10 protein-coding genes are annotated in these 8,666 nt (G+C 58.4%); 2 read left to right on the top strand and 8 right to left on the bottom strand.

Going from position 1 to position 8,666, the window contains the following annotated elements:
* Positions 1–1,168: 1,168 nt before the first annotated feature.
* The 8 genes from LKX83_RS31530 to LKX83_RS31495 all read right to left on the bottom strand — a co-directional run bounded on the left by LKX83_RS31530 (position 1,169) and on the right by LKX83_RS31495 (position 7,307).
* Positions 1,169–1,570, bottom strand: a complete 402-nt coding sequence (locus LKX83_RS31530; RefSeq protein WP_227887198.1) for a hypothetical protein — start codon at positions 1,568–1,570, stop codon at positions 1,169–1,171.
* Between the two features lie 20 nt (positions 1,571–1,590).
* Entirely contained in the window at positions 1,591–2,322 is a 732-nt protein-coding gene (ccmA, locus tag LKX83_RS31525; protein WP_227887196.1) for a heme ABC exporter ATP-binding protein CcmA, read from the bottom strand.
* Positions 2,315–3,136, bottom strand: coding sequence for an ABC transporter permease (locus LKX83_RS31520; protein ID WP_227887194.1), 822 nt, complete (start codon positions 3,134–3,136; stop codon positions 2,315–2,317). Before LKX83_RS31520 ends, ccmA begins: the two co-directional genes overlap by 8 nt.
* 12 nt (positions 3,137–3,148) lie before the next feature.
* Positions 3,149–3,730 carry a nitrous oxide reductase accessory protein NosL gene (locus LKX83_RS31515; protein ID WP_227887191.1) on the bottom strand — a complete coding sequence of 194 codons (582 nt, stop codon included), beginning with the start codon at positions 3,728–3,730 and terminating at the stop codon, positions 3,149–3,151.
* The gene (locus tag LKX83_RS31510; protein ID WP_227887189.1) at positions 3,727–5,094 is read right to left on the bottom strand and encodes a right-handed parallel beta-helix repeat-containing protein; all 1,368 of its coding nucleotides are present in this window, start codon (positions 5,092–5,094) and stop codon (positions 3,727–3,729) included. Before LKX83_RS31510 ends, LKX83_RS31515 begins: the two co-directional genes overlap by 4 nt.
* Positions 5,095–5,550 (bottom strand): response regulator, encoded by a 456-nt coding sequence (locus LKX83_RS31505; protein ID WP_227887187.1) that lies wholly within the window; start codon positions 5,548–5,550, stop codon positions 5,095–5,097. It lies immediately after the preceding gene.
* A gap of 189 nt (positions 5,551–5,739) precedes the next feature.
* On the bottom strand, positions 5,740–6,648 hold the full coding sequence (locus tag LKX83_RS31500; protein ID WP_227887185.1) for an ArsR/SmtB family transcription factor: 909 nt from the start codon (positions 6,646–6,648) through the stop codon (positions 5,740–5,742).
* 83 nt (positions 6,649–6,731) lie between these two features.
* Complete coding sequence (locus tag LKX83_RS31495; RefSeq protein ID WP_227887184.1) at positions 6,732–7,307, bottom strand: TetR/AcrR family transcriptional regulator; 576 nt, start codon at positions 7,305–7,307, stop codon at positions 6,732–6,734.
* Between the two features lie 300 nt (positions 7,308–7,607).
* On the opposite strand from LKX83_RS31495, the gene LKX83_RS31490 reads away from it, so the two are divergent.
* Together LKX83_RS31490 and LKX83_RS31485 are read left to right on the top strand one after the other, a co-directional pair.
* Positions 7,608–8,147 (top strand): GNAT family N-acetyltransferase, encoded by a 540-nt coding sequence (locus LKX83_RS31490; RefSeq protein WP_227887182.1) that lies wholly within the window; start codon positions 7,608–7,610, stop codon positions 8,145–8,147.
* 257 nt (positions 8,148–8,404) lie between these two features.
* Positions 8,405–8,666 (top strand): hypothetical protein (locus LKX83_RS31485; protein ID WP_227887179.1); only part of this gene is annotated, 262 nt, incomplete at its 3' end.

Genomic DNA, 8,666 nt, shown 5'->3' with positions numbered 1-8,666 from the left:
TGTTGGTGACGGTGTGTTGGTGACGGTGTGTTGGTGACGGTGTGTTGGTGGCGGTACTGTAGGGAAGTATGTTCGTGGCATTGTAGTTGGCGGTAGTGCGCGGGGAGTAATCTTACGGCAGTATGTGAATCACAATAGGCTCGATTGAGGCACGCTGGACCGGTTTAATGCAAATGATCAACTAATTTCAACGAAATTACCTCTCAACCCTTCATTAATTGCAAAAGTACAACTAAAAAGCACGAAAAGACGCAAAACCGGATCAAATGCCAACATTAGATGCACGAACGCAACTATTTGGCCGTTAAGCCCCTATTGTAAGGAAATTAGTTGTACGAATGCGACTAATCGGGAGCGAACGGTGCAGCCAGGTGAGACGACACGTGATCGGGAAGGGAACCTTCGGCTGGGAGAGTGGGAGCCATCCCGCTCGGCCAGATGTGCGGTAAGCTTTACCGCTCATGGCCCGTCCAGGCGTCCGTTCATCCGGATGTGCGGTAAGCTTTACCGCTCATGGCCCGTCCAGGCGTCCGCTCAGCCGGATGTGCGGTAAGCTTTACCGCTCATGACTGTCCAGGCGCCCGCTCGGCCAGATGTACAGTAAGCTTTTCCGCTCATGGGCCTCCCAGGCGCCGGCTCAGCCAGATGTGCGGTAAGCTTTACCGCTCATGGCCCGTCCAGGCGTCCGCTCAGCCGGATGTACAGTAAGATTTACCGCTCATGGCCTGTCCAGGCGCCCGCTCAGCCGGATGTGCGGTAAGCTTTACCGCTCATGGCCCCTACAGGCGCCGCTCAGCCGGATGTACGGTAAGCTTTACCGCTCATGCCACTCCAAGAGCCCGCTCAGCCGGATGTGCGGTAAGCTTTACCGCTCATGCCCATCCAAGCGCCCGCTCAGCCGGAAGTACGGTAAGCTTTACCGCTCATGGCACCTCTAGGCTCCCGCTCAGCCAGATGTGCGGTAAGCTTTACCGCTCATGCCCATCCAAGCGCCCGCTCAGCTGGAAGTACGGTAAGCTTTACCGTTCATGGCCCCTCTAGGCTCCCGCTCAGCCAGATGTGCGGTAAGCATAACTCGTCGAAAAAGGCGAACCGCGTCGCGGTCCGCCCTCCTCTTCACTTGCCCTCGCCGCCGAACCGTTGCACGGTCCGATGTCCATCGCTGCCTCTACGCGCCTACATGCAGCTGCTTGGCGAAGGCATAATGCTCCTCCTCGAAGCTCATATGCACCGTGATCGTGTAGTCATCCGCCGAGGGAAACGTATAGGCAGCCGTATAAGCATCGCCTTCCCGGACCGCGTCGATCAATTGCGGCAGCGCGCTCTTGGCGTTGATCTGCAGCTGCACTTCCGCTTCCTGATTGGCATAGCGTTCGTTGTTTACCGTTACGATCAGCTTCGCGGCTTGATTGGCATGAAGCTCCGAGGGCTCGCTCGCCAGCACGACCTCTCCGAAAGCCAGCTTGCCGGGCTTGCCCGACTGCGCGCACCCGGCCAGCAGACAGACGATGCCCAGGATCAGGACGATTCGCATCGCAAACCCTTTTCTCGGCTGTATCCGATTGCGCATCCTCCATCCCCTCCTTTCTTTTATGCTCCGGCCGAGTCCGCGATCAGCGCGCGGAACGCGCCGTATAGACCGCCGTCCTGCCGGTATTGCTCCTTCAAGGCGCCGACGTCTCCCGCATATCGGACATGCCCGGACGCCATGAACAGCGCGCGGTCGGCATAGGCTTCGGCAATATGCAGCTGATGCGTGGAAAAGACCACGGTCTGCCCCGCCTCCGCCGCCCGCCGAACGAGCCGCCCGAACGCCTCCATCCAGTACGGGTCGAGCCCGTTGGTCGGCTCGTCGAGCAGCAGCAGCGGCGGATGGGCCAGCATGGCCTGCGCGAGCAGAAGCCGCTGGCGCATCCCTTTGGAATACGTGGACGCTTTGCGGTCCCGTACGTCGCTCAGACCGACCTTCTCCAGCAGCTCCGAGACGCGGGCGTCCGGCACCCGCCGCAGCGACGCATAAAACCGCAGCGTCTCCGCCGCAGTCAGCGCCGAGCCGAATTGAAATTCGTCCGGCATATAGCCGATGCTGTCGGCATAGGCGGCCCGATCTTCGAACCAGCTCCGGCCGCCGATCCGCACGCTGCCGCTCGTGGGCCGGGAGATGCCCGCGAGCATTCGGATCAGCGTGCTTTTGCCGGCTCCGTTGCCGCCGCAAAGGGCGACGACTTCTCCTTGGGCCGCCTGAAGCGAGCATGGGTGAAGCAGCACGCTTCGTCCGATCGACTTGGAAACCTCGCTAACGATGAGCAACGGTTCAGCCACGCGCACGCCCCCTTTCCCAAACCCAGATGGCCAGCCCTAGGGATGCGGCGATCCATAGGACGCATACGGCCGCAAATACAAGACTGCCCGTCGGCCGCTCGATCCAACCGACCCAATGGTAGTACTCCGGGCCGAGGATGGAGCCTCCCCCCATTTTCACGATGAGGAACAGCCGGTTCAGCTCTGCCGGATTCGCGAAGATCAGCCCGATCAACGCCGGCTTGATCCAGAGATATGGCAGAAATCCGAGCAGGGCGATCAGCAGCGTCGGCCACCCCAGCACGAGAAAAAACCAGATCGCGACCCCATAGGTCAGCGCCTGCCAGCGGTTGCGGCAGATCGCGCCCAGGATCGCGGCAATCCCGAGAAAAAGCAAGATCAGCAGCACCGCAAAGACGAGAAAGAGTCCGAAGGACGCAGGCGGGAATGCATGGCCGAAGACGGCCCCGATCGCGCCCGACAAGCCGAAGCCGAACGCGACGATCAAGATCAGCACGCCGGCCAGTCCCAGATACTTGCCAGAGAGGAAAGCGCTCGTGCTCAAGGCGTAGGAGGACAGCAGCTGCCATCCGCCTTCCTCCTTTTCCGCGGTGAGCGAGAAGGACCCCAACAGCAGCGTCATCAGCGGCAGCAAATACAACATCAGATTGATCATCGTCCCGGTCGTGCTCGTATAGCCGGACAGGCCTTCTTGGGATTGGATCAAGACGAGAGCGAGACTGAATACGGCGAACAAAGCCATAAACGAGTAAGCCCAGGGATTGCGGAAGCCGAGCTTCAGCTCCCGCAGCGCGATCGTCCGTGTTTGACGCATCGCCTTCCCTCCTTATTTCGAGCCGGCATCCATCTTCATGCCGCCGTCGTCTTGGGTTCCGTGGCCGTCCTCGCCCATGCCGTCCATTCCTTTCATCTTGTCGGCATGCCCCTCCATCACCGCCTTCATCATGTCCTCGTTCGGCTCCCATTTGCGGCTCTCAAGGTCTTTGGCGGTCAGGAGCTGCCCTTTTCCTTCCTGGGCGATGAAGTCTTCGGCCGCTTTCTTTTCTTTGAACGAGATGACGTTAAACGCCATCGGCGTGCGGATCGACTTGTCGTACACGTACGTCGCTTCGCCGAGCTTTACCCATTCCTTGGTCCGGTAATCGCGGACGAACTGTTCTCCGATGTCCTTGGTGCCGTTCTGGCCGCGCCAGACGAACAGATCTCCCAGATCGTCGAACTTGAGCGCTTTTTTGTTTTTGAGGATGATTTCCACCGCGAACTGGTCGTCCGCAACCGCCATGTTGCAGACCGGGCACTTGTCTACGGCTTCGTCGATCGCGACGGGCTCGTAAACGGTTTTGCCGCATCCCGCGAGCATCAGTATAGCAGCCAAGATCAAGATCATCCACAACGTCGTTTTTCTCATGATTTTCGATACCCCCATCGGTAAATGATCGCTAGCGACGAAGCGAACAGCGCGGCGCACGCCGCCAGCATGAACCAGCGGTTGCCCTCGGGCTGCCGTTCATCGGGCGCGAAAGGCGAGGCCAGCAGCGGCCGCGTGTCTTTCAGCCAATTCGTCGTATCGGCGCGGAACATCTGGGCCAGAAAAGGCAGGCCGGGCGACTGAAAGAACGCCTGATAGGCTTCGATATCCTCGGTCAGCCCCAGAAAAAAAGGATCGATCTCGTACGTCAAATCGCTGAATCCGTCTCCATCCGTATCGAGCCCCCGAAAATCGTCCCAGTAGTTTCCTTCCAGCGCGTTGTCCTTGCTGTCCACGGACTGCGCTTGGATGACGTTGGCGACGAAGGCGCCGTCCCGGAACGTATTCCCGGCGGAGCGGATCATCTGCATCCCGATAAAATTGCGCACGACCTCGTTCTCCGCCAATGCGTTCTCCGTCGCCCCTTCCATATAGATCCCGACTCGGTTGCCCTCCACGCGGTTTCGGACGATTTCGGAGCGATGCACGTCGAACAGCAGAATGCCCTGCGAATGCACGTTTTCGTTTTGCTTGTCGAACCGGTTGCCTTCGACCATGGCGCCCTCTACGCCCATGATCATTCCTCCGGTGACGTTCCGCGAGCCCGTGTTGTTTCGCAGCAGCGGCTTGCCGGAAAACATGAAGTGGTAGCCGTACCGGGAATCGAACGCTTGGTTGTTCTGCACGACGGCCTCGTTGCTGCTCTCGACGTAGACGCCGTCATGAACGTAAGACAGCGTGTTCCCTTCGATCCGGTTGCGGTTCGCCTTCATCAGGTCGATGCCGTTGCCGCGCTTGGAATACGCCGTGTTTGCCCCGTTCATGCGCAATCCCTCGATGCGGCTGTTCAGAATGTCGTTGTCGTTCGCCTCGCGCAGGTAGATCCCGCCCCCCCGGGTCTCGACGCGCAAATCCTCCAAGCGATTGCGGTCGGACTGGACGAGGATGGCCGGTTTTTTCGGATCGGCCCTTCTGTCCGTCACGGACAAACGGTCGAGGCGGATTCCGTCCGCGCGCAGCGTAAGCGCCGGCTCGTCCTCGTCGTTGACGATGCGCGCCTCCCCGTCCGAGCGGACGGAGATCGGTTTGTCGATGACGGCCGGTCCCGCGTACGGACGATCGCCGGCCAGCACGAGCGTTCCGCCGGACGGGGTGCCGTCGATGAGCGGCTGGAGCGGAATCGCTTCCTCGGCTGCGCTCCCTTGCGTCCCCGGCGCGCAAGCCGCGAACAGAAATCCGACCAGGCCGATCGCGCGCGCCGTTCTCCGCCAACCGCCGCCGGGCCGGCGAAATGCCTTCTTCATTCAGATCCTCTCCCGACAATATGCGCCCATGAAGGCGTTCAAAAAGTGAAACAGCAGCTCTTTGGACAACGTCGCTTCTTCCCGGACGACCGAGCGCAAGTATTCGTGCCCGGAAGCCGGATGCATGCCGCTCGGCAAAAAGCCCTGCGCGCCCGTCTTCATGGCTTCGAACAGCCCGGCGAGGTCGGCGGTTTCCGACAGCATGACGGCTTTGAGCGACGGCAGCCGCTCCCTCATCAACCGCAGCGCGGTCAGACCGCTCATGTCCGGCAGATTCAGATGGAGCAAGACGAGCTCCGGCTCGCGCGTCCGCGCCAAGTTGACGGCAGCCTTCCCGTTGTCCGCTTCGCCGACGATCCGGATTCCTTCCTCCAACTCCAGCAGCGACCGCCAGCGCCCCCGAGCCGCTTCGTCCCGATCGACCAACAGCGCCTTGCAGCAAGATGAACCGCTCACGTCGCGCCCTCCTCCTTTCGGGTCCGCGTCAGGAACCGACCTCTTTATCTTACCTGGGGCGAGGACGATCCCAGATGCCCCAAACGAGCTATACGGCGGGGGATAAGTTGACAAATCGGTGAAGATAGAAGGGGAATGCGGCACGGCAAAAAAGCCAGCCTGAGCGGCTGGCTCCTCTCGATGCGTCGGTTAGTTTTGGTAGATATACGCCGCCAGGCTGCGCTGCATCTGGTCGAGCGCGCCGTCCCGCAGGCTGTAGACCGTCAGGTTCTCCCCTTCGAAATGCGCGTGGATCATGCCGGCCATCCGAAGCTTGGAGATGTGGTCGTGGGTGATGCCTTTGGACAGCTGCAGATGCCGGTGAATCTCGATGAAGCTGCGAGGCCCCTGGTGGAGATATCGCAAAATCTTCAGCCGGCTTTTCTCGGCGAGACTGCGGATCATGCGGTAAGCATGCGTGGACAAAGCGTCCTCGTCGTCCAGAGTGATCATGGCGCTGTAATGGCACATGGTCGTGCCGCCGAAGGTGTAGATCACGTTCACGGGTTGAAAATGATACTGCGGAATCAAGACGAGCCGCTCGAATCCCGGTGCGGGCTCAAAAACGAGCCCGTTCGTCGCGCGGTCGACGAACGCCTTCGGCGCCATCTCGCTCTGCTCGTCACTGCGACCGCGGGCTTCGTCGCGGAGCGAGGAGAGGATGGCGGGATCGATGTCACGGAAGTACTGCTCCTGCCACCGGGAGAACATCTTCAACGTCTTGTCCCGAAAGGCCCCCATGCTTTCCGGAAAGTGCTGCGTGTATGGAGCCAGCAGCTCGTACAGGTCGCCGGCGGACCGTTGATCAAGCCAATCGACGAAGCCTTCGCCCTCCTCCGCCGGGCAAAGCTGAACCAGCAGATAGGTCAGCTTCCAGAGGTGGTCGATTTCCGAACGGTCCAGCAGGTCGGCAAGCTCCGGCGCGAGCCGCTGTCGGGTTCGCTCGGCCCATGCGGCGCCGAGGTCGATCTTCTTGTAGGACTTGCGGCAAATATACGTATGAAGGCTGCAGATCAACTCGTCCAGCGGCCTAAACTGAATCTCCAAGCGGTGTTCCACGTTCGTTCGCCCCTCTCCGACCTTTATTATAGCCTGTCGGTACGGCGGCGAAAACAATCTCGCGGCTTTCGCCCGCCCGCGGCCTACGCGCGGTAAAGCGGCTCCCGCAGGCCGACGACCGTAAGCAGGAGCGTCTCGATCGGGTCTTCCGCGGCGACGCCGGAATCGGCCCTATACTTGTAGCGCTCATGCCAGCCGAGGTAGAAATGATAAATGACGCTGGCTTTGTGCCGCGCAATGGCGGCAGATTCGCCCCGCTCCTGCAGCAGGGAGCGGATAAAGTCCATCTGCTTGGCCTCGAGTGCCGTCAGCAGCGTGGCATAGGGCGGCACTTCGCGGCCGAGCTTGCGCAGATGAAGGCGGAAGTCGTCGTCGCCCGCATCCGCGAACAGCGCGTGCAGCGCCTGCTTGATCTGGTCGTCGATGGGCTCCTCGGTCACGGATTGCGAGATGACGCGCTCCGTCGTCCGCACCGCCCAGTCGTAAATGATGCTTTCGATGAATTCCTCCCGGTTGCCGAAGTACCAGTAGAAGCTGCTCTTGCTGCACCCCAGCTCCCTCGCCATCCGCTCGATCGCCAGCGCTTCCACGCCGCCCGACGCGAAATAGGCGACGCCTTTTTCGATCCAATCTTCCTTCGTCGCGACGATCTTCGGCATGCTGCCTACCTCCTTGAGAATCTCTTATCTATACGCCGTCGTCTATTGAATAGCATAAAGGGCGGGGCGGCGGGATGCAAGATTTGGGATCGCGTGCGGAAGTGTGTCGATAACGGTAGATTCCGGCCGATGTAGGTAGTATTTCAAGATCGAATCTATTAATCTATAACTCTAAGCAAAGATTACGATGATGAAAATCAGGATGACCGTATAGACAGCTCCATCGATATTTTGAGGACAAGCCGATAATTTCAAACAAGAATATAAAAAGCTATTGTGAAGTGAGTTGAAAAGAACAAAGTGATCGAGATCAATGAATTAGCGCTATCCGATATGGACGCAGCTTACGAGTTGTTCAGGCGATCCATCCCCGTTGCCTTTGAGCAAGAAGGATTGGTAGAGCTCGCAGAAGAGATCCGGCAAGAGATCGAAAGCAAAAGACGTATGCTGCATGATGCTTTGTTTACTGTGGGCACAGCGATCCGATTTCTTGTTGCCCGTATGGACGGTAAGATTGTCGGCGTCATTTCATTCGGGCCCTGCAATGATGATATTATCAAATGTACCCATGACCGACTGAAGAACGTTGGTGAACTGGGTAGCATCTATGTGCTGCCGGAATATCAGGGGCGGGGAATCGGCTCCGCTTTAATTAAAGCGATGGCTAGCCAACTCGCTGAACGAGGAATTGATCGTTTTTGCCTGGATAGCGGTTACCGGCATGCCCAAGCCAAATGGCTGCATAAATTCGGTCAGCCTTATACAACTGTGCAAGATTACTGGGGCCCGGGTTCTGTACACATGGTCTGGTACTGTAAAATTGCCGATTATATGGGCTAATTTGTAATTCCAGAATAGGATTTGAACACTGAGATATCGGGATGCGATAGTGTGTAGCTGCCGTGAGACAGCTCCTCAGCGTATGAATCTACTCCAAAAGAAGGGCGTACGGTATTTATATCGTTTATGTGAGAAATGAAAAGTATTTATTTAACGGATTTATCAGCGTTCACGAAAAAAGTCGCTAATTTGAACTGCCCTTTACTTCAAAGAAACCAAACATACGCTCGAGCCTGATTCTCGCCGATGTAGGTAGTTTGCATACGCACTTTCGCCGCAAGAGCCCGTTTCCGGCTCATGTAGGTAGTTTACATACGCACTTTCGCCGCATGAGCCCACTTCCGGTCGATGTAGGTAGTTTGCATACGCACTTTCGCCGCAAGAGCCCGTTTCCGGCTAATGTAGGTAGTTTGCATACGCACTTTTGCCGCACGAGCCCATTTCCGGCCGATGTAGGTAGTTTGCATACGCACTTTTGCCGCACGAGCCCACTTCCGGTCAATGTAGGTAGTTTACATA

Source organism: Cohnella baijiui, from assembly GCF_020731285.1.
In the GTDB taxonomy this organism is placed as follows: domain Bacteria; phylum Bacillota; class Bacilli; order Paenibacillales; family Paenibacillaceae; genus Cohnella.
This window is presented reverse-complemented; position numbering and strand designations above follow the sequence as displayed.